The following is a 24983-nucleotide window of genomic DNA, read 5'->3' on the forward strand; positions in this document are numbered from 1 at the left end:
TCGTCATCAGGTTCGGCGAGGAAGGCGACCAGATGAACGACGACATGCTCCCCCGCGACGAGGCGGTGCAGCTCATCGCCCCCGACGGCACGCTCACCGAGGACGCGGACTATCCGCTCCCTGACCGCGGCACACTGATCGACGCGTACCGCGGACTCGTCGAGGGACGCCGCGTCAACGACCAGGCCAGCGCGCTGGTGCGCCAGGGCCGCCTCGCGGTCTACCCCTCGTCGCACGGGCAGGAGGCCTGCCAGGTCGCGGCCGCGCGGGTGCTCGACGGCGCGGCGGACTGGCTGTTCCCCACCTACCGCGATGCCGTCGCCATCATCGGGCGCGGCGTCTCGCCCGCGGAGACGATGGTGCTGCTCGCGGGCGGCTGGCACTCGGGGTACGACGTGCGCGCACACCGCGTCGCGACGCAGTCCACGCCCCTCGCGACCCAGTTGCTGCACGCGGTCGGTTTCGCGTACGCCGCGAAACGCCGGGGCGACGACACGGTCGTGCTCGCCCTGTGCGGCGACGGTGCCACCAGCGAGGGCGACTTCCACGAGGCGATGAACTTCGCCTCGGTCTTCCGCGTGCCGGTCGTCTTCTTCGTGCAGAACAACGGCTTCGCGATCTCGGTGCCCCTCTCGCGCCAGACCGCGGCGCCCTCGCTCGCGCACAAGGCGATCGGCTACGGGATGCCGGGGCAGCGGGTCGACGGCAACGACGTCGCCGCCGTGCTCTCGGTTCTCGGTGCCGCCGTCGATCGTGCGCGTGCGGGCGGCGGCCCCTCGCTCGTCGAGGCGCACACCTATCGGATGCAGGCGCACACCAACGCCGACGACGACACCCGCTACCGCGAACGCGCCGAGGTGCAGGCCTGGGTCGAGCGCGATCCGCTGTTGCGGCTGCGCACGCACCTCCGCGCGGTCGGAGCACTCGACGACGAGATCGAGGCCCGGTTCGCCGCGGACGCCGAGACCCTGGCGACCGAGCTGCGCACCGCCCTGAACACCGACCCCGGCCTCGACCCCGAGGATCTCTTCCGGTTCGTGACCACGACCCGTTCCCCACAGCTCGAGGAGCAATGGTCGATGCTGCGGGGCGAGATCGAGCGCACGGCGGCGGCATCCGGCCAGGCGGAGTCCGCCCCTCGAGAAGGAGCATCCCGATGACGATCGCGCACGACGACATCCGCCTCGACAGCGATGCGACCGGCCGCGCGCCCGCGACCCTCACGATGGCCGCGGCACTGAATCTCGCCCTCGTCGATGCCCTGGCCGACGACCCCGAGGTCGTCGTGTTCGGGGAGGACGTGGGGGCGCTCGGCGGGGTCTTCCGGGTCACCGACGGACTCACCGCGCGCTTCGGCGAGGACCGCTGCTTCGACACCCCCCTGGCCGAATCCGGGATCGTCGGCACGGCGGTGGGCATGGCGATGAACGGCATGCGCCCCGTGGTCGAGATGCAGTTCGACGCCTTCGCTCTTCCCGCGTTCGAGCAGGTGGTGAGCCACGTCGCGAAGTACGGCAACCGCACGCGCGGAGGGGTGCGGATGCCGCTGGTCATCCGCATCCCGTTCGGCGGCGGCATCGGCGGGGTCGAGCACCACTGCGACTCGTCGGAGGCGTACTACGCGCACACCCCGGGCCTCACGGTCGTGTGTCCGTCGACCCCGCAGGACGCCTACTCGCTGCTGCGGGCGGCGATCGAGTCACCCGATCCCGTCGTGTTCCTCGAACCCAAGAAGCTGTACTGGACGCGCGGCGAGGTCGACACCGCGCACCGCGTCGAGCTCGGCAGCGCCCGGGTCGCGCGCGCCGGCACCGACGTGACGCTGCTCGCCTACGGCGCGGCCGTGCCGCTCGCGCTGGAAGCCGCCGATGTCGCGGCCGCCGAAGGACGCAGCGTCGAGGTCGTCGACGTGCGCTCGCTCTCGCCCTTCGACGACGCCACGGTCACGGCTGCCGTGCGCGCCACCGGGCGGGCGGTCGTGATCGCCGAGGCCCCCGGATACGCGAGCGTCGCCTCCGAGATCCAGTCGCGGGTGTTCGAGCGCTGCTTCGAGCACCTCGAAGCGCCGGTGCGCAAGGTGACGGGATTCGACATCCCCTACGCCCCGCCGAAGCTCGAGCACTGGTATCTGCCCGACGTCGACCGCGTGCTCGACGCGATCGACACGCTGCACTGGGAGGACGAATCGTGAGCACCCTCACCGCGCACGTCTTCCGGCTGCCCGATCTGGGCGAGGGCCTCACCGAGGCCGGTCTCGTGCAGTGGCTCGTGGCGGTCGGCGACACGATCACCGTCGACCAGGCGATCGCCGAGGTCGAGACGGCGAAGAGCATCGTCGAACTCCCCTCCCCGTTCGCGGGTGTGGTGACCGCTCTGCACGGCGAGGCCGGCGACACCATCGCCGTCGGCGCCCCGGTGCTGGAGGTGGCGGATGCCGCGGTGCTGGAGGTGGCGGATGCCGCGGCTCAGAGTGCTGCGCACGAGGGCTATCGAGCCGAAGAACGAGCCGGCTCGGGCAACGTACTGATCGGCTACGGCACCAGCGAACGCGCGGGGAGCGGACGCCGTCGCCCCTCGGCGACGCAGGGTGCGGCCCCGACACCGACACCGACACCGACACCGGAGGCGCCCTCCACCCGCACCGTCGCCGTACGCTCGCCGATCGTGCGTCGACTCGCCCGCGACCTCGGTCTCGACGTGCACGCGATCCCCGCGACCGGGGCCGACGGCGCCGTGACGCGGGCCGACGTGCTGCGGGCCGCGGTCGATCATGCCGTCGACGGCCCCGTCGATGGCACGGTCGCACCGGGATCCGCTGGATCGTCGTCCCCGGGCGAGGGGATCGACGGCCTGCGGGTGCGCGCCCGTGACCGCCTGTCCCCGCTGCGCCGGGCCGTGAGCACGCGTCTGAGCCGCAGTCGCACCGAGATCCCCGAGGCGACCGTCTGGGTCGACGTCGACGCGACCCGCCTCTGGGATCTGCGGCGCGAGATCGCCGCGACCGGCGAGCGCGCACCGTCGCTGACCGCGCTGTTCGCCCGCTTCGCCCTGCTCGCCCTCGAGGACCACCCCGTGCTCGCCTCGCGCCTGAGTGAGGACTGCGACGAGATCATCGCTTTCGAGGGGGTGAATCTCGGGGTCGCCACCGACACCGAGCGCGGACTGCTCGTGCCGGTCGTCCCCCGCGCCCACGCCCTGAGCGTCGCCGAACTCGACGCCGCGCTGCGCGAGCTCGCCGAGACCGCCCGGGCCGGGGCGATGCCGCCCGAGCGGATGCGCGGCTCGACCTTCACCCTCAACAACTACGGCGGGCTCGGCGTCGACGGGTCGGCTGCGATCATCAACCACCCCGACGTGGCGATCCTCGGCATCGGACGCGTGCTCGAGCGCCCCTGGGTCGTCGACGGCGAGATCGTCGCGCGCCGCATCGCTCAGCTGTCGCTGGTGTTCGACCACCGCGTCTGCGACGGCGGCTACGCCGCGAGCTTCCTGCGGCGACTGGTCGCGCTGATCGAACAGCCGTTGCGCGCTTACGGGCGCGTGTGAGGAGGCCGACATGACCGAGGCGTTCCTCATCGGCGGGGTCCGCACCCCGATCGGGCGCTACGGCGGCGCCCTCTCCGGCATCCGTCCCGACGACCTCGCCGCCCTCAGCGTGCGCGCCGTCGTCGATCGCGCCGGGGTGCCGGATGCCGCGATCGACGAGGTGATCCTGGGGGCCGCGAACCAGGCAGGGGAGGACAACCGCAACGTCGCACGCATGGCCGTGCTGCTCGCGGGGCTCCCCGACGACATCCCGGGCCTGAGCGTGAACCGGCTCTGCGCCTCGGGGATGTCGGCCATCGCCGTGGCGGCCCAGGCGATCCGCGCGGGCGACGCCGATCTCCTGGTGGCCGGCGGCGTCGAATCGATGACCCGCGCTCCCTGGGTGCAGGCCAAGCCCGAGCGGGCGTGGGCGAAACCGGGCGCCGTCGTCGACACCTCGATCGGCTGGCGGTTCACGAACCCGCGCCTCTCGGCGCGCGAGGGCACCACGCTCTCGATGCCCGAGACCGCCGAGGAGGTCGCCCGACGCGACGGGATCACGCGCGAGGATGCCGATGCCTTCGCGCTCCGCAGCCACCGACGCGCGACCGCCGCGATCGACGCCGGACGCTTCGCCGACGAGATCGTCGCCGTGCCCACGCGCGCCGGCACGGTCGACGTCGACGAGGGGCCGCGCCGCGACACGGACATCGGCGCGCTCGCGGCGTTGCGTCCCGTCGTGGAGGGCGGCCTGGTCGTCACCGCCGGCAACTCCAGCTCGCTGAACGACGGGGCCTCCGCCGTGATCGTCGCCTCGGGTGAGGCCGTGCGTCGCTACGGCCTCACACCCCGTGCCCGCATCGTCACGGCGACCTCCGCCGCACTCGCCCCGGAGATCATGGGTCTCGGTCCCGTGCCGGCGACCGAGAAGGCGCTGCGGCGCACCGGCCTCGCGGTCGATGCGATCGGCGCCGTCGAACTCAATGAGGCGTTCGCCTCCCAGTCGCTCGCCTCGATCCGCCGTCTCGGACTCGACCCGGAGCGCGTCAATCGTGACGGCGGAGCGATCGCGCTCGGGCACCCGCTCGGGTCGAGCGGGTGCCGCATCGTCGTCACGCTGCTCGGACGCATGGAGCGCGAGGGAGCAGGTCTCGGCCTCGCGACGATGTGCGTGGGCGTCGGACAGGGCACCGCGATGATCCTGGAGCGGGTCGCATGAGCGACCCGGTGCTGATCGAACGACGCGACGACCGCGTTCTCGCCACGCTGAACCGACCCGAGCGCCGCAACGCCATCGACCTCGCGACCATCGAGGCCCTGCACGAGCTCTGCGACGAGCTGGAAGCCGAGCCTCGCACACTGATCCTCACGGGTGCGGGCGGCGACTTCGCGGCCGGTGCCGACATCGCCCAGCTCCGCGAGCGGCGCGCCGACGATGCGCGCCGCGGCATCAACGCCTCGGCGTTCATCCGGATCGCCGAACTGCCGATGCCGGTCATCGCCGCCCTCGACGGCTACGCGCTGGGCGGCGGCGCCGAACTCGCCTACGCCGCCGACATCCGCATCGCCACCGCGTCGCTGCGGATCGGCAACCCCGAGACCGGGCTCGGCATCCTGGCCGCCGCCGGGGCGACCTGGCGCCTGCCCGAGATCGTCGGGCACGCCCGCGCCGCCGATCTGCTGCTCACCGGCCGTGCGCTCGGAGCGGACGACGCCCTCGCCTGGGGCCTCGTCTCGGCGATCCATCCGTCCGAGCAGCTGCTGCCGGCCGCGCACGCGATCGCGGATCGCATCGCCGCGAACGACCCGCTCGCCACACGGCACACCAAGCGCGCCCTTCGCGCTCCGCGCGCGGAGCACCCGCACCTCGACGGGGAACTGCAGGCCGAACTGTTCGAGAGCCCCGAGAAGGAGCGCCGCATGACCGCCTTCCTCGATCGCAAGGCCCGCTCGTGAGCGCCCCGGCCGTCGTCGGTGTGATCGGCGGAGGACGCATGGGCGCGGGCATCGCGCACGCGTTCCTGCTCGCGGGATCGAGCGTGATCGTCGTCGAGCGCGATGCGGCGAGCGCGGATGCCGCGGCGCACCGCGTCGAGGAGACCCTCCGCCGCTCCGCCGACCGCGCCCCCGGCCTCGATGCGGGCGAGTGCGCCGCGCGCCTCCGGCTCACGACCGACGTCGGCGCGTGCGCGAATGCCGCGCTGGTCGTCGAGGCCGTGCCCGAAGACCGCGTGCTCAAGGAGGACGCGCTCTCCCGGGTCGACGAGGTGCTGTCGGCCGACGCCGTGCTCGCCTCGAACACCTCGTCGATCTCGATCGATGACCTCGCCCTCGCCCGCCGTCGGCCCGAGCGATTCCTCGGCCTCCACTTCTTCAACCCGGTGCCCTCGTCGGCGCTCGTCGAGATCGTGCGGGGCTCGGCCACCGACCCGACCGTGGTCGACGCGGCGCGCGAGTGGGTCGCCCTGCTCGGCAAGACGCCGATCGTGGTCGCTGACTCCCCCGGCTTCGCGTCGTCGCGCCTCGGCGTCGCGCTCGGGCTCGAAGCCATCCGGATGCTCGAGGAGCGCGTCGCGTCGGCATCCGACATCGACGCCGCCATGACCCTGGGGTACCGGCATCCGGTGGGGCCGCTGCGCACGACCGACCTCGTGGGGCTCGACGTACGCCTCGGGATCGCCCAGGAGCTCGCCCGCGAGTTGGGCGAGCGCTTCGAGCCACCCGCCCTGTTGCGCCGGATGGTCGCCGAGGGGCGACTGGGGCGCAAGAGCGGCGCGGGCTTCTACGACTGGACCCACCCCGACTCTCCGAAGGAGACGCGATGACCGAGTACCTGCCCAGCTACATCGAGGGCGCCTGGTGGACGCCCGCGGCCGGATCACTCTCGACGGAGGTGCGCGACGCATCGACCGGCGAGCTCGTGACCCGTGTGTCGACCACGGGTCTCGACCTCGCGTCGGCCCTCGCGCATGCCCGCACGGTCGGGCAGGCGAGCCTCGCAGCGCTCACGTTCCACCAGCGGGCCGTGCTGCTCAAGCAGTTCGCTCTGGCGCTGACCGCCCGCAAGGACGAGCTCTACGCGATCTCGGCCCGCACGGGGGCGACGACCGCCGACTCGTGGGTCGACATCGACGGCGGTGTCGGGGTGCTGTTCTCCTACTCGGGCAAGGGACGACGCGAACTCCCGAACGGCACCGTGCGCATCGACGGCCCGGTCGAACCCCTCTCGAAGGACGGGTCCTTCCTCGGGCGCCACGTGCACACGACGCTGCCGGGCGTCGCCGTGCAGATCAACGCCTTCAACTTCCCCGTGTGGGGTGCACTCGAGAAGTTCGCCCCGGCCTTCCTCGCGGGCATGCCGACGCTGATCAAACCCGCGACGCCGACCGGGTACCTCGCGGAGGCGATGGTGCGCATCCTGATCGAGTCGGGTCTCGTGCCCGAGGGCACGCTGCAGCTCGTGAGCGGGAGCGTGCCCGGTCTCTTCGACCACCTGCTCCTCGGCGACCTCGTGGGATTCACCGGCAGCGCCTCGACCGCCGAGTCGCTGCGCCGGAGCGCCTCGGTGCAGACCGGAGGTGTGCGCTTCACGGCCGAGACCGACTCGATCAACGCCTCGGTGCTCGGCACGGATGCCACGGCCGGCACGCCCGAGTTCGACGCCTACGTGCGCCAGCTCGTCACAGAGATGACGACGAAGGCCGGGCAGAAGTGCACCGCGATCCGTCGCGCCATCGTGCCGGAGGGGTCGGCGGACGCCGTGATCGAGGCGGTGCGGTCCCGCCTCGCGGGGCGCACGGTGCTCGGAGATCCCCTCGCCGAGGGCGTGACCATGGGCCCCCTCGCCTCGCTCGCCCAGCGCGACGAGGTGCTCCGGCAGGTCGCGGCGTTGCAGGATGCCGGCGGGCGGTTGGTGATCGGCACGGCCGGGACGCCGGATGTGCGGTGCGCCGACGGGACCACGGGGCAGGTCCCGGAGGGGGCCTTCGTCGAGCCGATGCTGCTGCGCTTCGACGACGCCCGGGCGGATGCCGTGCACGAGGTCGAGGCGTTCGGCCCGGTCGCCTCGCTGCTGACCTACTCGACCATCGCGGAGGCCGCGGACCTCGTCACCCGTGGCGGCGGTTCGTTGGTGACGAGCATCGCCACGCACGACCCCGTGCAGGCGGTGGCGCTCGCGACCCGCATCGCACCGTTCAACGGGCGGCTGCTGGTGCTCGACCGCGACGATGCGCGCTCGTCGACCGGACACGGATCCCCGCTCCCGAACCTCGTGCACGGTGGGCCGGGGAGGGCCGGGGGCGGCGAGGAGCTGGGCGGGATCCGGGCGGTGCTGCATCACATGCAGCGCACCGCGGTGCAGGGGTCGCCCGAGATGCTGACGGCGCTCACCGGAGTCTGGCATGCGGGCGCCGCCGTGCGCAGCGACGGACGGCATCCGTTCCGGCGATCGCTCGCCGAACTGCGGGTCGGCGACCAGGTGGCTTCGCACTCGCGCACGGTGACGCTCGACGACATCGAGACGTTCGCCCGCTTCACCGGCGACACCTTCTACGCCCACATGGACGAGACCGCGGCGGCGGCGAATCCGTTCTTCCCGGGGCGGGTCGCCCACGGCTACCTGCTCGTGTCGTGGGCGGCGGGACTCTTCGTCGATCCCGAGCCCGGTCCCGTGCTCGCGAACTACGGCCTCGAAGATCTGCGCTTCGTCACGCCGGTGTCACCGGGTGATGAGATCCGCGTCGAACTGACCGCGAAGCAGATCACACCGCGCGAGACCGATGACTACGGCGAGGTGCGCTGGGACGCAGTCATCCGCAATCAGCGCGACGAGACCGTCGCGACCTACGACGTGCTCACGCTCGTGAGCAAGCAGCTTCAGGGCGAGTCGGTTTCCGCCTGACTCCGGAGAGCGTCCATCGTGTACTCGCGACGCAGTGTGCCGTCTTCGGCGGTGATCCCGATGACGGTGGCTCCCGGCGTCGCGATGTCGCGATCGGCGTGGAAGAGCAACACCCGGCCCCCGCGCGTCGCTACCTCGTAGAAGTGGAGTCCGGCGGCGACGACACGCACCGAGGTGCCCTCCGGGAACGCCGTCATGGCGTTCTCGATCGGATCGCCGATCCTGATCTCTCCGGCGCGAGGAAGCACGGCACCGTCGACGGGCGGTTCACCGTACAGCGCGATCTTCCCCGCAAGGATCGTCGCGACGGCCTTCCCGCCCTCCTGAGCCTGGACCTGCAGGCTCGCGGATCCATCGGGGCTCGTCAGCGTGCGCTGGTCCGGAGCCCACTCCGAGGCGGAGACCTCGGCGTCGGGCACCGTCGCCACGGCCGTATCGATGTCGTCCCCGAGGCGGAGCGGACCGACGCCGTCGAAACCGATCGTCCAGTCCGACCAGGCCGCCGCAGCGTCAGCGGCGGGGGGCTCGGTCGGCGGCGCCGGCGGGTTCGCCGTCAGCTCGCCGATCAGGAGCTCCTGCGCCTGGTCGGCGCGGGCATGCAGAGCGCGGGCAGTCGCGTCGGCGTCGATGACCGAATCCCCGGTGTACGAGTGCCAGAACTCCACCAGCACGTTCCCCGCGGATGCGATCCCGAAATAGTGCCGGAAGCCGCTGTCGGGCGTGCCCAGCTCGATCGATCCGACGACGGTGCGCACACCGTCCTCGTCGATCGCCGCGCTGTCGAACGAGGACGCGCTCTGGTCGAACGTGAACGTCGCGCACTGCTCCGACGCGGCGACGTAGTCGTCCATCCGTCTCTCGGCCTGTCCTTCGTCCGCGAACTGCAGCACGCTCAAGCGCCCCTGCCGCTCGTTCTCCGCCTGCCAGGTGATGCTCCGCGCTCCGATCGAACCGAGCGACGCTTCCAGGAAGAACACGCCGCAGGTCTCCGGATCGAACATCGCGCCGTACCCGTCGGCGACCTGCAGCAGCGAGGCCGACGGCTCGGAGAAGTCCGCCGCACCCGGGACGACCGCGGCGATCTCGTCGGCCGAGAGCAGGAACCAGTCGAGCTCGTCACCGACGAAGTGGAGCGGTCCGTCATAGGCCGCGGGCTCCGGAGTCTCGGGAGCCGCCGTCGGAGCGGGATCCGCCGTCGGCTCGGGTTCGGGCGCGCACGCCGAGAGCCCGAGCAGCGATCCGGCAGCGACCATGCCGACCAGAAGCCTCGTGAACGACCGCGTCGGCGGCACCGTCCGCCCGTTCATCCGAACACCAGCGGCGCGCGCAACGTCGCATCCTCCACGCCGATGCCCGTCACGACCGCTGCCGGATCGGCGGGGTCGCGGTCGGAGCGGAACCGCACGAATCCGCCGTCTCGTGTGGCCGACTCGTAGAAGTACTCACCGGAGGCGACGACGGTCACGAAAGTCCCTTGCGGGAACGCCGTGATGGCCGCGCTCACGGGATCCCCCACGCGCACTCCGCCGGCAGAGGGCAAGGAGCCTCCCGGGTGGACCGGTTCGCCGTACACGTTCGACACTCCGACCGTCACGCTCTCGACGCGTTCGCCGCTCTCATCGGTCCAGATCCCGACCGAGGCGGATCCGTCGGCTGCGGTCAGCCACCACGGGCTCCCCGACCATTCCGGCTCGACCGCCCGAGCACCCGGTACAGCGGCCAGGGCAGCATCGAGATCACTGCCGAGCACGATCGGACCGACGGCCGCGGTGCTCATCTCCCACGCGCTCCACGGCGCCGACGGGTCGGCCGCCGTCGGTGTCTCCGACGGAGTCGGCGGATTCGCCGTCAGCTCCCCGATGAGGGCATCGCGAGCGGAGCGGCTGTGCTCGCGGAGCATCTCCGCCACGGCCGCGGCGTCGATCGTCGATCCGTCGACGCCGGTCTGGAACAGCTCGACGATCACGTTGCCCATCGACGCGTAGCCCTTGTGATATCGCCACTCGCCGTCGATGAACCCCTCGGTCAGCGTTCCGGCGATCGCCTGCGCGCCGTCGCTCTCTCCGACGATCTCCGCGTCGAACCCGGAATCCCGCTCGAGCACGTAGGAGCCGCACTGCTCCGCCGCCGCTCGGAGCTGGTCCATGCGGGCGGCGACCTGCGCCTCGTCGGCGAGCTGCAGCACGTGAAGGCGCCCGACGGCGTTATCACTCCCCTCGAGCGTCCAGGTGAGGGTTCGCGCCCCGACGGAGCCCAACGACATCTCTGCGGACAGCGCGCCGCAGATCGAGGGCACGGGCACCGGCCCACCCCCGTCGGAGATCTGTTCCAACGCGCTCGACGGTTCGGACATTTCCGCGATGCCCGGCAGGAGCGCACGGATCTCCTCCTCCGACGGCAGGAACCAGTCGAGCTCGTCGCCGACGAAGTGGAGCGGTCCGTCGTAGGCCGCGGGCTCCGGAGTCTCGGGGGCCGCCGTCGGGGTGGGATCCGGCGTCGGGTCGGGTTCGGGCGCGCACGCCGAGAGTCCGAGCAGTGCCCCGACCGTGACCAGGCCGAAGATGAGATTCGTGAACGACCGCGCGTGCGGCATATGACCCTCCGATGATCCGCTGCGCCGCCAGCCGACGCCTCCCCTAGGGCGAGCGTAGCGGTCGCTCCGGGCATCCCGCCCGCCCCGACCGCCGGTCGAGATCAGAACGATACGAATCGCATGCCCGCTGGCGCATATATGCCGCGACGGAAGGTGTCAGAGCCCGCTCACGTCCGCCAGAACGGCGCCCACTGCCTCCCGCGCCGCCGCCGCGGTCGGCGCTGCGAGGGCCGCATCGGCCGCACGTCGGCACGCGTCCTGATCGACGGCCGCGAGCGCCGCGCCGACCCGCCCGAGCGCGCGCGGCGCCATCGAGAGCGAAGTGACTCCGAGCCCTGCGAGCACCGGAGCGAGCGCGGGGTCGGCCCCGGCCTCGCCGCACACCCCGACCGGCTTCCCCGCCGCGCGCCCCGCGGCGCCTACCGCGCCGATGAGCCGCAGCACCGCAGGCTGCCACGGATCGTTGAGATCGCCCAGCTCGCTGAGGAGCCGATCGGCGGCGAGCGTGTACTGGGCGAGGTCGTTGGTGCCGAGGCTGACGAAGTCGACGACCTCGAAGAGCTCGGCGGCGAGCAGGGCGGCCGACGGCGTCTCGATCATGATCCCGACACGCTTCATCCCCGCGGCCCGCGCTCGCTCGGCGAATCCCCTGGCCTCGTCGACGGTCGCCACCATCGGTGCCATGACCTCGACGAGGGCCGACTCGGCCTCTGCCGCGAGCGCGAGTGCGCGCAGCTGTTCGTCGAGCAGACGCGGGCTGCGACGCGCGATCCGCAGACCCCGCACACCGAGCGCCGGGTTCTCCTCGTCGTCGGCGTTCGCGAAGGGCAGGGGCTTGTCGCTCCCCGCGTCGAGCGTGCGCACGACCACCTTGCATCCGGGGAACGCGGCGAGCACCCCGCGATACGCGATGACCTGTTCATCGATGGACGGAGCATCCGTGCGCCCGAGGAAGCAGAACTCCGTGCGGAACAGCCCCACGCCCTCGGCGCGCGCCTCCGCCGCGGCGAAGGCATCCGCCGCGCCTCCGACGTTGGCGAGCAATGCGAGCGGATGGCCATCCGCCAGGTGGCCCTGCCCGTCGAACTCGACGACGGCGGCGGCCGCACGCGCGGACGCCACTCGCTCCTCATCCGGGCCGACCTCGACAGTGCCGCGATCACCGTGCACGAGCACGGTCTCCCCCTCACGGATGCCCGTGGCACCGGTGACGCCGACGACCGCCGGGAGCCCGAGCGAGCGAGCGATGATCGCCGTGTGCGAGGTGGGACCGCCCTGCTCGGTGACGAGCGCGACGCAGCGCCCGCCGCCGAGCGCGGCCGTATCGGCGGGCGAGAGGTCGACGGCGACGAGCACGAACGATTCCTCGCGCTCGGGGACCCCCGGGAGGTCGACTCCGAGGATCTCGGCGACGATGCGATCACGCACGTCGCGGATGTCGGCGACGCGCTCGGCCATCCGCCCCCCGAGCGCCCCGAGGGCCGTCGCGTGCGATCGGGCCGCTTCCCATACCGCGCGCGCGGCCGTGCGGCCCTGCGTGAGCACGAGCGCGCGGGCATCGGCGAGCAGTTCGGGATCGGACGCGATGAGGCGGGCTGCATCCAGGATGTCCCGCGCCTCCCCCGCCGACTCCGCGGAGCGCGCACGCAGGTGCTCGGCGACGGCGACCGTCGCGCGCTCGACCGCCGAGACCTCGGCGGCGCGCTCGCTCTCGGCGACGACGATTCCGCCATCGGGCTCGGGCAGCGCGGGAGCGAGGTGCACGACGGATGCCGCGGCGACCCCGGGGCTCACGCCGCGTCCGCGCAGCACCTCGCCCGGGGCCACCGGGACCGCAGGAGCCAGCGGAGGATCGGGCTGCGGCGCGACCGGCGCCGACTCCGTGTCCGGAGCCGCGCCGGGGAGCACGTCCGTCCCCTCCCCGAAGCCGTCATCGAAGAGCGCCGCGATCCGCTCGAGAGCGGCAGCGGCATCCACCCCGTGCGCCGAGATCTCGATCTCATCTCCCTGACGCGCGCCGAGGGTCAGCAGGCGCGAGAGGCTCGCCGCGGAAGCCTCCGGACCGTCGGGCAGCCGCCGCAGGCGCACATCGACGCCACCGGATGCCTCGGCGATCAGCGCCGCGGGACGCGCGTGGAGACCTTGGGGGTTGCGCACGTGCACATGGCGGGTCTGCATCTCGTCGGCGCGGGAAGAAGTGGCGGCAGGTTCCGGTGCCGGTTCCTCCGCACCGAGTTGCCCCGTCTTCGCACCGAGCGCCGCGGACGCCTCCGCCGCGACCGCATCGAGGTCTCCCCCGGCCGCCGCCGAGACCACGGCGGCGAGCAGCCCCTCGACGAACGGTGCGGGGGCGAGCCTGACCGGCACGTCGCTCAGACGCAGTTCGAGTGCGAGCTCAGCGCTGAGCACGGCCGACCCGAGGTCCATGAGCACGAGCACACCGTCGCAGTCGGCGGCGAGCTCGTCGATCGCTCCGGCCACGGCCACGGCATCCGTGCCCAGGATCGGGATGCCGTCGGCATCCGTCCCCGCGCCGGCGGCGACGCGCACCCGCACCCCGGGGCCCTGCACCATCTGCAGGGCGAGCTCGAGCGCCGCCTCCCCGAGTCGTGCGCTGTGGGAGACGGCGACGATGCCGATCATCAGCTCGCCGCGATCGCCGCGGCGAGCGTCTCGAAGAGCAGGGTGGTCGATGCGGCACCGGGGTCGAGGTGCCCGGCACTGCGTTCACCCAGGTAGCTGGCCCGGCCCTTACGGGCCACGAGCGGCAGCGTGGCGTCGCGTCCCGTCGCGGCGGCGACGGCCGCGGCCTGCGTCGCCTCGTCGAGGTCGGCACCTCCCGCGGTGGCCGCGTCGAGCGCGTCGACCGCCGGTGACATGGCGTCGAACATCGTCTTGTCACCCGCCTCGGGTTTGCCCCGTGCGACGATTCCCTCGAGCCCGGCGCGCAGCGCGGCGGCGAGGGCTGCGGCGTCGAGATCCTGGACCGCGCCGGTCGTCATCCCCATCCGCAGGAAGAACGTGCCGTAGAGCGGGCCGCTGGCTCCGCCGACCGAACTGACGAGCGTCATCCCGACGGTCTTCAAGAGGTCGTCCGCCGCAGCCGGAGCGCTCGCGGCGAGCTTCTCGGTGACGGCGCTCATGCCCCGCGACATGTTGGCGCCGTGGTCGGCGTCGCCGATCGCGGAGTCGAGCTCGGTGAGCCATTCGCGCTTCTCGGCGATGGCCGCACCGAAGCGGGTGATCCAGTCCTGCAGGGTGGCGACCGAGACGGTATCCGCGGCCATCAGGCGCCCCACCGCAGACCGGGGGTCACGACCGGGCTGTCCCACAACCGCAGCAGTTCGTCGTCGACCTTCAGCACCGTGACCGAGCATCCGGCCATGTCGAGAGAGGTGATGTAGTTGCCGACGAGGTTGCGCACGACCTGCACGCCCGCCGCCTCCAGCAGGGCCGCGACCTCGGCGTACATCAGGTAGAGCTCGATCTGCGGGGTCGCGCCCATGCCGTTGACCATCACAATCGCGGGTCCCGCGAAGTCGAGGTCGGCGAGGATCGGCTCGACGAGCTGACGGGCGATGTCGGATGCCGGCGCCAGGGGCTCCCGGTGGCGTCCGGGCTCGCCGTGGATGCCGATGCCGATCTCCATCTGGTCGTCCGGAAGGTCGAAGGTGGGCTTGCCGGCGGCCGGCACCGTGCAGCTGGTGAGGGCCATGCCCATGGAGCGCCCCTGGCCGTTGACGCGCTGTGCGAGGGCGACGACGGCGGCGAGGTCCTGTCCCTCCTCCGCGGCCGCGCCGACGATCTTCTCGAGCAGCACGGTGAGGCCGACGCCACGTCGTCCGGCCGTGTAGAGCGAGTCCTGCACCGCGACGTCGTCGTCGACGACGACCGTGCCGACCTCGATGCCCTCCATGGAGGCGAGCTCCGCCGCCATCTCGAAGTTGAGCACGTCGCCGGTGTAGTTCTTGACGATGTGCAGCACGCCGGCCCCCCGGTCGACGGCCTTCGTCGCGGCCTGCACGCGGTCGGGCGTCGGCGAGGTGAAGACCTCGCCCGCGACCGCGGCGTCGAGCATCCCGACGCCGACGTAGCCACCGTGCAGGGGCTCGTGCCCCGACCCGCCGCCGGAGACGATCGCGACCTTGCCCTCCGCCTTCGGCTCGGCCCGCGTGATGACGTGCGTCTCGAGGTCGACGGACAGCTCAGGATGCGCGAGCGCGACTCCCTTGAGCGATTCGACGAGCACGTCCTCCGGGGCGTTGATGAGCTTCTTCATCGTCCGATCTCCTTCGATCTCTTCCGTCGGGTGTCGATGCCGGCCGCATGGCCGACGTCGCGAAAGCAGGCGACCTGGGAACAGGCGACACCGCCGTCACTGTCGAACATGCTCGGGACGACGGGACTTGTCAAGATCGAACCTCTGATCCGGCCCGCGGACTCACCGCTTCGACCTTCCTCGACGCCTCCGCCTCACCCGCGCAGGGCGAGCACGAACGGCAGCACCTCGCTCGCACCGGCGCGTCGAAGGGTGCGCGCGGCGACCGTGAGCGTCCACCTGCTGTCGGCGAGGTCGTCGACGAGCAGCACCGGGCCCTCGGGGATCTCGAGGTGGTCGGCGCTGAACCGATCCCAGAGGCCGCCGAGCCGGAAGACGCTGTTGCCTCCTGGTTGACCGCTCGGACCGCCGCCGACGAGACCGAGCTCGCCCAGGTACGGGAGCCGGCCGATCTCGGCCAGCCCGCGCGCGAGGCTGCCGACGAGCTGGGGGTGCGAGCGCGACGGAAGCGCGACCATCGCGACGGGGCGCTGCGACCATTCCCACCCGGCCAGCACGCGCACGCAGCCGTCGAGCACCTGTCGCGTCACCACGGCATCCGGTGCCCCCGCGGCGAACAGCGTGCGCAGCGTGCCACCCCACCCGAGGTCGGTCAATCGCGCCAGCGCCCGCCCCTCGCCCGCCTGCTCGTCGGCGGCGATGCGCCCCTTGACCGGGACATCGAGCCGGTCGGCCCCGGTCGGCCACGCGCGGCGCGGCTCGATCGGCACCCCGACCCGGTCGAGCGACTCCGAGGCCTGCGTGGTGGCCGCCGCGCCGATCTCGCGCGGGAACCATTCGCCCGCGCAGTTGTCGCACCGCCCACAGGGCTTCGCCGTGTCGTCGTCGAGGGCGCGCTGCAGGAACTCCATCCGGCATCCGTCGGTCTGCTCGTACGCGATCATGTTCTCCTGCTCGGCGACGCGCTCCCCCGCGATGCGCTCGTACCGCTCGGCGTCGTAACTCCAGGGCGCCCCGGTCGCGACCCACCCGCCCTGCACGCGTCGCACCGCGCCGTCGACGTCGAGCACCTTCAGCAGCAGTTCGAGAGGGGTCCGACGGATGTCGACCATCGCCTCGAGAGCCGGCGTCGATATCGGCGCGTCGCCGAGTGCCCCGATCACCCGTTCCGCACGTTCGCGGTCGGGCATCGACGCGGTCGCGAAGTAGTGCCAGATGTCGCGGTCCTCCACAGCCGGGAGCAGCAGCACGTCAGCGCTCTCGCTGGCGCGTCCCGCGCGACCCACCTGCTGGTAGTACGCGACGGGAGATGAGGGCGCGCCGAGGTGCAGCACGAAGCCGAGGTCGGGCTTGTCGAACCCCATGCCCAGCGCGCTGGTCGCCACGAGCGCCTTCACCTCGTTGCGTTTGAGCATCCCTTCGGATTCGGCGCGCTCCTCGGTGTCGGTCTGCCCGGTGTACGCCCGCACGTCGTGGCCGTGGTCGCGCAGCAGGCGGGCCGTGTCGACCGCCGCCGCGACCGTCAGCGTGTAGATGATGCCCGAGCCGGGGAGGTCGTCGAGGTGACTCAGCAGCCAGGCCAGGCGGCTCGCGGAGTCGCGCAGACGCAGCACCCCGAGACGCAGCGACGTGCGCGCGAGGGGCCCGCGAATCGTCAGCACCCCCGCATCGGGGCGGGCGGTCCCGGCGCTCGCGCCGAGCTGCTCGGCCACGTCGACCATGACCCTGCTGTTCGCCGTGGCCGTCGTGGCGAGCACCGGAACGTCGGTCGGCATCTCGGCGATGAGGTCGCGCAGCCGTCGGTAGTCGGGGCGGAAGTCGTGCCCCCAGTCGCTGATGCAGTGCGCCTCGTCGACCACCAGCATCCCCATGCGACTCACGAGCGCCGGCAGCCGTTCTTCGCGGAAGCTCGGATTGTTGAGGCGCTCGGGCGACACCAGCAGCACGTCGACCTCGTCGCGATCGAGCTGCGCGAGGACGTCGGTCCACTCGTGGGCGTTGGTCGAGTCGATGGCGACCGCGCGCACCCCGGCCCGGGAGGCGGCGGCGATCTGGTCGCGCATCAGGGCCAGCAGCGGCGAGACCAGGACGGTCGGACCTGCACCCTGGCTCCGCAGCAAGCGTGTGGCGACGAAGTAGACCGCGGACTTCCCCCACCCCGTGCGCTGCACGACGAGAGCCCGGCGACGACCGTCGACGAGCGCCTCGATGGCCCCGTACTGCCCATCGTGGAAGTCGGCATCGGAGCGTCCGACCAGCTCGCGGAGGGCGGCGAGAGCGGCCGCGCGGGTGCCGACGGAGGGTTCGGAGGTCATCCCCCCACTCTGCCCCACCCCTCCGACACCGCGATCTCGACGTCGGCGCACCGGCCCCGCCGTGCCATCGGTCGTCTAGCGTGGAAGGCGTGATCACCCGAGACCTGGCCGTCGCCCTCCGGGCCGCCGGCCTCGTGTGGCATCCGATCGAGGGCGACCGCTTCCAGCTCGACCTCCCGAACGACGTGGAGCTCGAATCCGAGGCCGACGTGTTCACCGTCAGCGGGATGACGATCGAGGCGCGGCAGACGCCGAGCGGCACCGACCTCGCCTTCAACGGCACGACCGAGTGGGCGCTCGACGCCGTGACCCTCGCGGATGCCGTGTGGCTCCCCCGCGAGGATCAGCTGCGCGAGCTGCTGCGCGGAACCTTCCGTACGCTGGAGCGCCTCGACGACACCTTCCGCGTGCGCGTGGAGATCTCGGGGGAAGACCTGTCGTTCGAGCATCCCGACCCCGCCGAGGCGTACGGCCGCGCACTGCTGGAGCTGGTCTCGCGCTCCCACTGACCGAAGAGGCGGGCGCTCCCGTCTTGAGGATCCCGTCGCACCGTGACAGAATTACCTAACGATCGGTCAGTAAAGATGCTGACCGGGAGGAGTCACGATGAACGCCCCCGCAGACCTCGCGATCAGCGAAGAAATCTCCGCAGCGCTCTCCGACGAGGAACGCCTCTTCGACGAGCTCATCGCGAACGAGCAGCGCATCGAACCCCGCGACTGGATGCCCGAGGCCTATCGCAAGACCCTCATCCGTCAGATCTCGCAGCACGCGCACTCCGAGATCATCGGCATGCAGCCGGAGGGCAACTGGATCACGCGCGCACCCAGCCTCAAACGCAAGGCGATCCTGATGGCGAAGGTACAGGACGAGGCCGGTCACGGCCTCTACCTCTACTCCGCGGCGCAGACCCTCGGCATCACCCGCGACGAGATGATGCAGCAGCTCATCGACGGGCGGGCGAAGTACTCCTCGATCTTCAACTACCCGACTCCCACCTGGGCCGACATGGGCGCGATCGGCTGGCTGGTCGACGGCGCCGCGATCTGCAACCAGGTCCCGCTCTGCCGCGCCTCGTACGGACCCTACGGCCGCGCGATGGTGCGGGTCTGCAAGGAGGAGTCGTTCCACCAGCGCCAGGGCTTCGAGATCCTGCTCACCCTCATGCAGGGCACCGAGGAGCAGCGGCGCATGGCGCAGGATGCCGTCGACCGCTGGTACTGGCCGAGCCTGGCGATGTTCGGCCCGCCGGACGACCAGTCCCCCAACTCCGCGCAATCGATGGCCTGGAAGATCAAGCGCTTCTCGAACGACGAGCTGCGCCAGCGGTTCGTGGGGATGCTCGTTCCGCAGGCCGAGATCCTCGGCGTCACCCTCCCCGACCCCGAGCTGCGCTTCGACGAGGCATCCGGGCGGTACGAGATGGGCGAGATCGACTGGGACGAGTTCTTCCAGGTGCTCCGCGGCAACGGCCCGTGCAACACCGAGCGGATCGAGCGACGGCGCACCGCCCACGAGGACGGCGCGTGGGTGCGCGAGGCCGCGGCGGAGTACGCCCGCAAGCAGGCATTCGCCTCGGTAGTCGAGAAGGACGTGGCCTGATGGCGAGCTCCGGCACCGACCCTTCGACAGGCTCAGGGACCCACGGTGGGGCGTGGCCGCTCTGGGAGGTCTTCGTGCGTGCGAACCGTGGGCTCAGCCACGTGCACGTCGGCTCCCTGCACGCACCGGATGCCGAGATGGCGATCCGCAACGCCCGCGACCTCTACACCCGGCGCGGCGAAGGCGTCTCGATCTGGGCGGTGCCCGCCGAGGCCATCACGACGAGCGACCCCGATGCGAAGGGCGCGTACTTCGAGAGCTCCGCGGGCAAGAACTATCGGCACGCCGTCTACTACACGGCCTCCGAGGGGGTGCCGCACCTATGAGCACGCACGGTGACGTCACCGTCGAGGAGCTGCACCTCGCGCAGGAGCTCGCGGGCTCCGGTGAGCGCGCGGCATCCGCCGACATCGCCGAATACGCGCTGCGCCTCGGCGACGACGCGTTGATCCTGTCGCAGCAGCTGGGCGCCTGGATCTCGCGCGCTCCGGAGCTCGAGGAGGACGTCGCGCTCGGCAACATCGCCCTCGACCTGCTCGGCCACGCCCGCTCGCTGCTGCGCTACGCCGGCTCCGTCGACGGACGCAGCGAAGATGATCTGGCGTTCTTCCGCGACGAGCCCGAATTCCGCAGCGCGTGGATCGTCGAGCAGCCCAACGGCGACTTCGCGCAGACCATCGCGCGGCAGCTCGTCGTCTCGACGTACATGGTCGAGCTCTACGCGGCGCTGCGATCGAGCAGTGACGAGACCCTCGCGGCCGTCGCCGAGAAGGCGCTCAAAGAAGTCGACTACCACCGCGACCACGCGGTGCAGTGGACGCTGCGGCTCGCGGGCGGCACCGAGGAGTCGCGCACGCGGATGATCCGCGCCGTGGGCGACGTCTGGCCGTTCGTCGACGAGCTGTTCCGTGACGACCCGCTGGTCGACCGGCTCGGCGAGGCGGCCGCCCGTCCGTCGTCGTTGCGCGCGGGCTTCGATGCCGTCATCGAGACGATCTTCGCGCAGGCCGACCTCGCGGTGCCCGAGATCGCGGCATCGTCCGCGGGCGGACGGCACGGGTCCCACGCCACGCCGATGGGGCACATCCTCGCCGAGATGCAGGTGCTCGCGCGACGGTACCCGGGGGCGACATGGTGACGACGATCACGACGGATGCCTGGCGGATCGCCGCCGCCGTCGCCGACCCCGAGGTCCCGGTACTGACGATCGAGGACCTGGGCGTGCTGCGTGCGGTCGAGTCCGACGGTGCGCGCGTGCGCGTCGACATCACGCCCACCTACAGCGGATGCCCCGCAATGGACACGATCCGCGACGACGTGATCCTGGCGCTCACCGCGGCGGGCTTCGACGACGTCGAGGTGCGACTCGTGCTCGCCCCGGCGTGGACGACGGATTGGATGTCGGATGCCGGCAAACGCAAGCTCGAGCGGTACGGCATCGCCCCTCCGACCGGGCGTGCGGCGGTGCATGACGGCCCGATCCCTCTCACGCTGAGCGTGCGTTGCCCGCGATGCGGATCGCTCGACACCCGGGAGGTGTCGCGGTTCGGTTCCACCTCGTGCAAGGCGCTGTTCGAGTGCCGCGCCTGCCTCGAGCCCTTCGACCACTTCAAGGTGCACTGATGTCGCTGTTCGCGCCGGCCACGACATCCGCTCCGCCGGCCCCGCCCCGCGAGGTGCCGAAGGCCCGCCGACGGGCCCGCTTCCACACGCTCGTCGTCGAAGCCGTGCGCCCGCTCACCGACGACGCGGTCGAGGTGACCTTCACGGTGCCGGCCGCACTCGCCGGCGAGTACGATCATCTGCCCGGTCAGTACGTCGCGCTGCGCACCGAGCTCGACGGGGTCGAGGTGCGGCGCTCCTACTCCCTGTGTCGCGCTCCCGAGCACCGTACCGATGGCTCCGACGCCCGGCTGAGTGTGGCCGTCAAGCGCGATGAGGGCGGACGGTTCTCGACCTGGGCGCAGACCGGGCTGCGACCCGGGGTCCGCATCGACGTGATGAGTCCGCAGGGCACGTTCACCTCGGCCCTGCCCGACCTCGACCACCGACACGTCGTCGGCATCGCGGCCGGCTCCGGCATCACGCCGCTGATGGCGCTCGCGCACACGGTGCTGTCGCGGTCGGACACCGCGCGGTTCACCCTGCTCTACACGAACCGGTCGACCCTCGACGTGATGTTCCTCGAGGATCTCGCCGATCTGAAGGACCGCTACCCCACGCGCCTCACGCTGCACCATGTGCTGTCGCGCGAGCAGCGTACTGCGCCGGTGCTGTCGGGCCGCATCGACGAACCGAAACTGCGCACGATCCTCACGACCCTCCTCCCGCCCGACGACGTCGACGAGTGGTTCCTGTGCGGGCCGCTCGCCCTGGTCGACCTCTGCCGCGAGGTGCTCGCCGACGTCGGCGTGGGCCGCGAGCACATCCGCTTCGAGTTGTTCACGACCGGTGACGAGCCTGCTCGTGCCGCCCGACCGGTGCGGGTGCGGGCGGGCGAGCGCACGACGACGATCGAGGTGACGCTCGACGGCGTCTCCTCCACGGTCGAGAGCCCCGTGGATGCGCACGAGTCGGTGCTGAACGCGGCGCTGCGCGTGCGTCCCGACGCTCCTTTCGCGTGCGCGGGCGGCGTCTGCGGCACCTGCCGGGCACGGGTCGTCGAGGGCAGTGTGACGATGACCGAGAACTACGCGCTCGAGCCCGACGAGATCGAGCGCGGGTTCGTGCTCACCTGCCAGTCCCATCCGACCAGCGACCGCGTCGTCGTCGACTACGACGTGTGAGGGAGAACGCACCCCATGATCGATCTCCGCATCGCCGACGACGTCGCCCATGTCACCCTGCGCGCTCCCGAGCGGCTCAACGCCCTCGACGAGCAGGCTCTCCACGGGCTCGACGCCGCCTACGCGGAGGCGGAGACGGCGGGAGTGCGCGCCCTCGTGCTCGGTGGTGAGGGGCGCGCGTTCTGCGCCGGCCGCGACATCTCCGGCGTCGATCCGCGCGACGACGACGTCGTGGGATATCTCGGCGGACTCGTCACCCCGCTCCTGCAGCGGATGTCACGCTTCCCCGCCCCCACGTTCGCCACAGCCCACGGCGCCTGCCTCGGCGTGGGCCTCGGTCTGCTGATCGCGACCGACGTCGTGTACGTCGCGGAGTCGGCGAAGATCGGCTCGCCGTTCGCCGCTCTCGGTGCGACCCTCGACTCCGGCGGGCATGCTCTCTTCCTCGATCGCCTGGGCGCGCACCGCACCCTCGACCTCATCTACACGGGACGCCTGATGACCGGCGTCGAGGCCGTGAGCGCGGGGCTCTTCTCCCGGGTGCTGCCGGACGACGAGGCGCACGGGGCCACGACGGATGCCGCGGCGACGGCCGCCCTCGGACCGACGGCCGCGTTCCTCGCCAGCAAGCGCCTCGTGGCGCGCATCCGCGACGAGCGGCTGGCTCTCTGGGAGTCGGTCGAGCTGGAGAACGCGGCGCAGGCGGCGCTCAGCGACACGGATGACTACCGCGAGGGCTTCGCGGCGTTCCAGCAGAAGCGCAAGCCGCGGTTCCGCGGGCGGTGAGTCGGGCGGTGATCCGTTGAGCAGATGAATCGGTAGGCACCGGGATGTCAACGCTCTGCCGGATGTCGGTACCCGGTGTCACACTTCGGAGATGATGCTCTCGCAGCTGGTCTCGACGACCGAGGAGGTCGCCGCCACGTCGTCGCGCCTGTCCAAGATCGACGCGCTGGCCCGGCTGCTCGCGCAGGTCGATGCCGATGAGATCGCGCCGCTGACCGGGCTCCTCCTGGCGACCCCGCGGCAGGGGCGCCTCGGCGTGGGCTGGCGCGGCATCGCCGCACTGGAGGTCGTCCACGCCGACGCCTCGACACTCGCGATCACCGACGTCGATCAGGCGTTCGAGCGGCTCGCCGCGGCATCCGGAACCGGCTCGGCGAGCGTGCGCAGCAGCACCCTGCAGGCGCTGGCCGCGCGAGCGACCGCGGCGGAGTGGGACTTCCTCACTCGCGCCATGCTGGGCGAGTTGCGCACCGGAGCGCTCGGCGGCGTGCTGCTCGACGCGATCGCCCGGGCATCCGATCGGCCGGTACCCGCCGTGCGCCGGGCGGCGATGCTGTCGGGCGACCTCGGAGAGACGGCGCTGATCGCGCTCACCGGAAGCGCCGAATCGCTCGACGAGGTAAGGCTCCGCGTCGGCCGTCCCGTGCTGCCGATGCTCGCCGCCACCGCCGCGACGCCGACCGACGCCCTCGGGATCACGGGTGAGGCCTCGGTCGAGTACAAGCTCGACGGCGCCCGTATCCAGGTGCACCGCCACGGCGACGAGGTATCGGTGTACACCCGCAGCCTCGCCGACATCACCCACCGCGTGCCCGAGCTCGTCGAGATCGTGCGCGGACTCCCGGCGCACGACCTCATCCTCGACGGCGAGACGCTCGCCCTCGACGAAGACGGTGGGCCGCGTCCGTTCCAGGAGACGATGTCGCGGTTCGGGGCCGACGCGGCGCGCGAGCTCGCCCTTCGCCCTTGGTTCTTCGATCTGCTGCACGTCGACGGCCGCGACCTCATCGACGAGCCGCTGGTCGTGCGGCTCGCGGAGCTCGATCGGGTCGCCTCGCCGTGGCGCATCCCGGGCACGGTGACGGCCGATGCCGGCGCCGCCGAACAGGTCTCGCGCGATGCCCTCGCAGCCGGCCACGAGGGGATCGTGGCCAAAGCCATCGATTCGCCCTATGCCGCGGGCCGCCGGGGCAAGTCGTGGGTCAAGGTCAAGCCCGTGCTCACCTACGACCTCGTGGTGCTCGCGGCCGAGTGGGGCTCGGGGCGCCGTCAGGGACTGCTGTCGAACCTGCACCTCGGGGCGCTCGATCCCGCCGGAGAGTTCGGCGAACCCGGCGGTCTCGTCATGGTGGGCAAGACCTTCAAGGGGCTCACCGACGAGCTGCTGCGCTGGCAGACCGCCACGTTCCCGACGCTCGAGACCCGCCGCACGCAGGGCACCGTTTTCCTTCGGCCCGAACTGGTCGTCGAGATCGCGATCGACGGCGTTCAACGCTCCCCTCGCTATCCCGGGGGTATCGCGCTGCGCTTCGCGCGCGTCAAGGGCTACCGCCCCGACAAGGCGCCGGCCGAGGCCGATACGATCCAGACACTCCGAACTCTGCTGCGGGAGTGATCTCGCGTCGCAAGCATCGGCTGCGGCAACAGCGCGCTCTGCGGCATCCGCTCAGGCCGAAGGCGCGAGCCCGAGGTCCTCTTCGCGCACGGTTCCCTGGAACGACCACGGGAAGTTGATCCAGAGATCGGTGTCCTTCCAGGCGTAGTCGGGCTGGATGATGGTCGACGGCTTGGTGTAGATCGTGACCGAGCGCACGTCGGCACCCTTGTCCTTCAGCAGCTGAACCGCGAGGGCGAGGGTGCGGCCCGAGTCGGCGACGTCGTCGACGAGCAGCACGCGGCGGCCGTCGAGGTACGCCATGTCGAGCTCGGGAGGGAGCACCTCGGGGGCGTCGAGCACGGTGCCGATGCCGGTGTAGAACTCGACGTTGATCGCGCCGCAGTTCTTCGCGCCGAGACCGTAGGCGATGGCGCCGGCGGGCAGGAGCCCTCCGCGGGCGATCGCGACGACGACCTCGGGCTCGAAGCCGCTGGCGAGGATGTCACGGGCAAGGTCGCGGGTGGCGGCGCCGAAGCCGTCCCAGGTGAGCGTCTCGCGCTCGTTCGATGCATCAGTCACCCGATCCATTGTCCTCCA

The 24983-nt window shown here is 71.8% G+C and carries 22 protein-coding genes; 15 read left to right on the top strand and 7 right to left on the bottom strand.

Annotated elements, in window-relative coordinates:
- The first annotated feature begins 32 nt into the window (after nt 1–32).
- The 7 genes from ACIQTT_RS05720 to paaZ are packed head-to-tail and all read left to right on the top strand — an operon-like array spanning nt 33 to nt 8428.
- A complete protein-coding gene (locus tag ACIQTT_RS05720; protein ID WP_402787236.1) occupies nt 33–1160 on the top strand; it encodes a thiamine pyrophosphate-dependent enzyme in 1128 nt (375 codons plus the stop codon).
- Nucleotides 1157–2191, top strand: coding sequence for an alpha-ketoacid dehydrogenase subunit beta (locus ACIQTT_RS05725; RefSeq protein WP_402787239.1), 1035 nt, complete (start codon nt 1157–1159; stop codon nt 2189–2191). The genes ACIQTT_RS05720 and ACIQTT_RS05725 overlap by 4 nt, the downstream gene beginning before the upstream one ends.
- Nucleotides 2188–3546: a dihydrolipoamide acetyltransferase family protein gene (locus ACIQTT_RS05730; protein ID WP_402787242.1), complete on the top strand. Its 1359-nt coding sequence runs from the start codon at nt 2188–2190 to the stop codon at nt 3544–3546. Before ACIQTT_RS05725 ends, ACIQTT_RS05730 begins: the two co-directional genes overlap by 4 nt.
- A 10-nt stretch (nt 3547–3556) precedes the next feature.
- Nucleotides 3557–4744, top strand: coding sequence for a thiolase family protein (locus ACIQTT_RS05735; protein WP_402787245.1), 1188 nt, complete (start codon nt 3557–3559; stop codon nt 4742–4744).
- Nucleotides 4741–5481 carry an enoyl-CoA hydratase/isomerase family protein gene (locus ACIQTT_RS05740; RefSeq protein WP_402787248.1) on the top strand — a complete coding sequence of 247 codons (741 nt, stop codon included), beginning with the start codon at nt 4741–4743 and terminating at the stop codon, nt 5479–5481. The genes ACIQTT_RS05735 and ACIQTT_RS05740 overlap by 4 nt, the downstream gene beginning before the upstream one ends.
- Nucleotides 5478–6350: a 3-hydroxyacyl-CoA dehydrogenase family protein gene (locus tag ACIQTT_RS05745; protein WP_402787251.1), complete on the top strand. Its 873-nt coding sequence runs from the start codon at nt 5478–5480 to the stop codon at nt 6348–6350. The genes ACIQTT_RS05740 and ACIQTT_RS05745 overlap by 4 nt, the downstream gene beginning before the upstream one ends.
- Nucleotides 6347–8428 (top strand): phenylacetic acid degradation bifunctional protein PaaZ, encoded by a 2082-nt coding sequence (gene paaZ / locus ACIQTT_RS05750; RefSeq protein ID WP_402787254.1) that lies wholly within the window; start codon nt 6347–6349, stop codon nt 8426–8428. The genes ACIQTT_RS05745 and paaZ overlap by 4 nt, the downstream gene beginning before the upstream one ends.
- On the opposite strand, the gene ACIQTT_RS05755 is transcribed toward paaZ, so the two are convergent.
- The 6 genes from ACIQTT_RS05755 to ACIQTT_RS05780 all read right to left on the bottom strand — a co-directional run bounded on the left by ACIQTT_RS05755 (nt 8404) and on the right by ACIQTT_RS05780 (nt 17615).
- A complete protein-coding gene (locus ACIQTT_RS05755; protein ID WP_402787257.1) occupies nt 8404–9735 on the bottom strand; it encodes a hypothetical protein in 1332 nt (443 codons plus the stop codon). The two genes, paaZ and ACIQTT_RS05755, sit on opposite strands and share 25 nt — an antisense overlap.
- A complete protein-coding gene (locus tag ACIQTT_RS05760; protein WP_402787260.1) occupies nt 9732–11021 on the bottom strand; it encodes a hypothetical protein in 1290 nt (429 codons plus the stop codon). The genes ACIQTT_RS05755 and ACIQTT_RS05760 overlap by 4 nt, the downstream gene beginning before the upstream one ends.
- A gap of 156 nt (nt 11022–11177) precedes the next feature.
- Complete coding sequence (gene ptsP / locus ACIQTT_RS05765; protein ID WP_402787263.1) at nt 11178–13664, bottom strand: phosphoenolpyruvate--protein phosphotransferase; 2487 nt, start codon at nt 13662–13664, stop codon at nt 11178–11180.
- The gene (dhaL, locus tag ACIQTT_RS05770) at nt 13664–14308 is read right to left on the bottom strand and encodes a dihydroxyacetone kinase subunit DhaL (RefSeq protein ID WP_402787266.1); all 645 of its coding nucleotides are present in this window, start codon (nt 14306–14308) and stop codon (nt 13664–13666) included. Before dhaL ends, ptsP begins: the two co-directional genes overlap by 1 nt.
- Nucleotides 14308–15300, bottom strand: a complete 993-nt coding sequence (gene dhaK / locus ACIQTT_RS05775) for a dihydroxyacetone kinase subunit DhaK (RefSeq protein ID WP_402787269.1) — start codon at nt 15298–15300, stop codon at nt 14308–14310. Before dhaK ends, dhaL begins: the two co-directional genes overlap by 1 nt.
- 194 nt (nt 15301–15494) lie before the next feature.
- A complete protein-coding gene (locus tag ACIQTT_RS05780; protein ID WP_402787272.1) occupies nt 15495–17615 on the bottom strand; it encodes a RecQ family ATP-dependent DNA helicase in 2121 nt (706 codons plus the stop codon).
- Nucleotides 17616–17704: 89 nt separating this feature from the next.
- Here ACIQTT_RS05780 and ACIQTT_RS05785 point away from each other — a divergent pair, with 89 nt between their 5' ends.
- From ACIQTT_RS05785 to ACIQTT_RS05820, 8 genes are all read left to right on the top strand, one after another.
- On the top strand, nt 17705–18124 hold the full coding sequence (locus ACIQTT_RS05785; RefSeq protein WP_402787275.1) for a pilus assembly protein CpaE: 420 nt from the start codon (nt 17705–17707) through the stop codon (nt 18122–18124).
- Nucleotides 18125–18221: 97 nt separating this feature from the next.
- Nucleotides 18222–19217, top strand: a complete 996-nt coding sequence (paaA, locus tag ACIQTT_RS05790; RefSeq protein WP_402787278.1) for a 1,2-phenylacetyl-CoA epoxidase subunit PaaA — start codon at nt 18222–18224, stop codon at nt 19215–19217.
- Complete coding sequence (gene paaB / locus ACIQTT_RS05795) at nt 19217–19543, top strand: 1,2-phenylacetyl-CoA epoxidase subunit PaaB (RefSeq protein ID WP_402787282.1); 327 nt, start codon at nt 19217–19219, stop codon at nt 19541–19543. The genes paaA and paaB overlap by 1 nt, the downstream gene beginning before the upstream one ends.
- Nucleotides 19540–20355 carry a 1,2-phenylacetyl-CoA epoxidase subunit PaaC gene (gene paaC / locus ACIQTT_RS05800; RefSeq protein ID WP_402787285.1) on the top strand — a complete coding sequence of 272 codons (816 nt, stop codon included), beginning with the start codon at nt 19540–19542 and terminating at the stop codon, nt 20353–20355. The genes paaB and paaC overlap by 4 nt, the downstream gene beginning before the upstream one ends.
- Nucleotides 20349–20840, top strand: a complete 492-nt coding sequence (gene paaD / locus ACIQTT_RS05805) for a 1,2-phenylacetyl-CoA epoxidase subunit PaaD (protein ID WP_402787288.1) — start codon at nt 20349–20351, stop codon at nt 20838–20840. Before paaC ends, paaD begins: the two co-directional genes overlap by 7 nt.
- Nucleotides 20840–22003, top strand: coding sequence for a 1,2-phenylacetyl-CoA epoxidase subunit PaaE (gene paaE / locus ACIQTT_RS05810; protein WP_402787291.1), 1164 nt, complete (start codon nt 20840–20842; stop codon nt 22001–22003). Before paaD ends, paaE begins: the two co-directional genes overlap by 1 nt.
- A 15-nt stretch (nt 22004–22018) precedes the next feature.
- On the top strand, nt 22019–22789 hold the full coding sequence (locus ACIQTT_RS05815; RefSeq protein ID WP_402787294.1) for an enoyl-CoA hydratase/isomerase family protein: 771 nt from the start codon (nt 22019–22021) through the stop codon (nt 22787–22789).
- A gap of 91 nt (nt 22790–22880) precedes the next feature.
- Nucleotides 22881–24404: an ATP-dependent DNA ligase gene (locus ACIQTT_RS05820; RefSeq protein ID WP_402787297.1), complete on the top strand. Its 1524-nt coding sequence runs from the start codon at nt 22881–22883 to the stop codon at nt 24402–24404.
- Between the two features lie 51 nt (nt 24405–24455).
- On the opposite strand, the gene ACIQTT_RS05825 is transcribed toward ACIQTT_RS05820, so the two are convergent.
- On the bottom strand, nt 24456–24974 hold the full coding sequence (locus tag ACIQTT_RS05825) for a phosphoribosyltransferase (protein ID WP_247623091.1): 519 nt from the start codon (nt 24972–24974) through the stop codon (nt 24456–24458).
- Between the last annotated feature and the right edge of the window lie 9 nt (nt 24975–24983).

Origin of the sequence: Microbacterium sp. NPDC090225 (assembly GCF_044772365.1) — a bacterium.
GTDB lineage: Bacteria > Actinomycetota > Actinomycetes > Actinomycetales > Microbacteriaceae > Microbacterium.

Bases quoted from the DNA above. Each gene is read 5' to 3' on its own strand.
- ACIQTT_RS05720 (WP_402787236.1), top strand. From the start codon at position 33: ATGAACGACGACATGCTCCCCCGCGACGAGGCGGTGCAGCTCATCGCC.
- ACIQTT_RS05725 (WP_402787239.1), top strand. From the start codon at position 1,157: ATGACGATCGCGCACGACGACATCCGCCTCGACAGCGATGCGACCGGC.
- ACIQTT_RS05735 (WP_402787245.1), top strand. From the start codon at position 3,557: ATGACCGAGGCGTTCCTCATCGGCGGGGTCCGCACCCCGATCGGGCGC.
- ACIQTT_RS05740 (WP_402787248.1), top strand. From the start codon at position 4,741: ATGAGCGACCCGGTGCTGATCGAACGACGCGACGACCGCGTTCTCGCC.
- paaZ (WP_402787254.1), top strand. From the start codon at position 6,347: ATGACCGAGTACCTGCCCAGCTACATCGAGGGCGCCTGGTGGACGCCC.
- ACIQTT_RS05755 (WP_402787257.1), bottom strand. From the start codon at position 9,735: ATGAACGGGCGGACGGTGCCGCCGACGCGGTCGTTCACGAGGCTTCTG.
- ACIQTT_RS05760 (WP_402787260.1), bottom strand. From the start codon at position 11,021: ATGCCGCACGCGCGGTCGTTCACGAATCTCATCTTCGGCCTGGTCACG.
- ptsP (WP_402787263.1), bottom strand. From the start codon at position 13,664: ATGATCGGCATCGTCGCCGTCTCCCACAGCGCACGACTCGGGGAGGCG.
- dhaL (WP_402787266.1), bottom strand. From the start codon at position 14,308: ATGGCCGCGGATACCGTCTCGGTCGCCACCCTGCAGGACTGGATCACC.
- dhaK (WP_402787269.1), bottom strand. From the start codon at position 15,300: ATGAAGAAGCTCATCAACGCCCCGGAGGACGTGCTCGTCGAATCGCTC.
- ACIQTT_RS05780 (WP_402787272.1), bottom strand. From the start codon at position 17,615: ATGACCTCCGAACCCTCCGTCGGCACCCGCGCGGCCGCTCTCGCCGCC.
- paaA (WP_402787278.1), top strand. From the start codon at position 18,222: ATGAACGCCCCCGCAGACCTCGCGATCAGCGAAGAAATCTCCGCAGCG.
- paaB (WP_402787282.1), top strand. From the start codon at position 19,217: ATGGCGAGCTCCGGCACCGACCCTTCGACAGGCTCAGGGACCCACGGT.
- paaC (WP_402787285.1), top strand. From the start codon at position 19,540: ATGAGCACGCACGGTGACGTCACCGTCGAGGAGCTGCACCTCGCGCAG.
- paaD (WP_402787288.1), top strand. From the start codon at position 20,349: ATGGTGACGACGATCACGACGGATGCCTGGCGGATCGCCGCCGCCGTC.
- paaE (WP_402787291.1), top strand. From the start codon at position 20,840: ATGTCGCTGTTCGCGCCGGCCACGACATCCGCTCCGCCGGCCCCGCCC.
- ACIQTT_RS05815 (WP_402787294.1), top strand. From the start codon at position 22,019: ATGATCGATCTCCGCATCGCCGACGACGTCGCCCATGTCACCCTGCGC.
- ACIQTT_RS05820 (WP_402787297.1), top strand. From the start codon at position 22,881: ATGATGCTCTCGCAGCTGGTCTCGACGACCGAGGAGGTCGCCGCCACG.
- ACIQTT_RS05825 (WP_247623091.1), bottom strand. From the start codon at position 24,974: ATGGATCGGGTGACTGATGCATCGAACGAGCGCGAGACGCTCACCTGG.